Annotated in this window: 1 pseudogene; it reads left to right on the top strand. The window is 62.1% G+C overall.

Going from position 1 to position 359, the window contains the following annotated elements:
• Positions 1-78 precede the first annotated feature (78 nt).
• A pseudogene (locus EN846_RS33965) lies at positions 79-359 on the top strand (GGDEF domain-containing protein); the annotation flags it as partial.

The following is a 359-nucleotide window of genomic DNA, read 5'->3' as shown; positions in this document are numbered from 1 at the left end:
CTGAAAACGGTATCAGCGGGCCGCCGTTAACCTAGAATGCGGCGTCACTGACGACTCCCAAAAGGCTGCGGCTAAACAATGTTGGATTTTAGTTCGCTTCTGCTCGCGGCGGCGCTGTCGGGCACATGCCTCAGCATCACTATGCTAGCGATCTGGTTCACCGCTCCGCGCGCGCGCTTCGTGCTCACCGTCGCCTGCGGCATCCTCGTGCTCGTCGCCCATGTCGTCGCGTTCTGGCGCTATACCAAGGATCCCGACCCCTGGCTGTGCCAGGCGGTGCTCGCGCTGCTCACGCTGGGTTTCCTGGTCATCTGCCTGTCGGCCATGCAGTATCTCGGTTTTAGCGACTACCGCCGCGC

This window comes from Mesorhizobium sp. M4B.F.Ca.ET.203.01.1.1 (assembly GCF_004791025.1).
GTDB lineage: Bacteria > Pseudomonadota > Alphaproteobacteria > Rhizobiales > Rhizobiaceae > Mesorhizobium > Mesorhizobium abyssinicae.
This window is presented reverse-complemented; position numbering and strand designations above follow the sequence as displayed.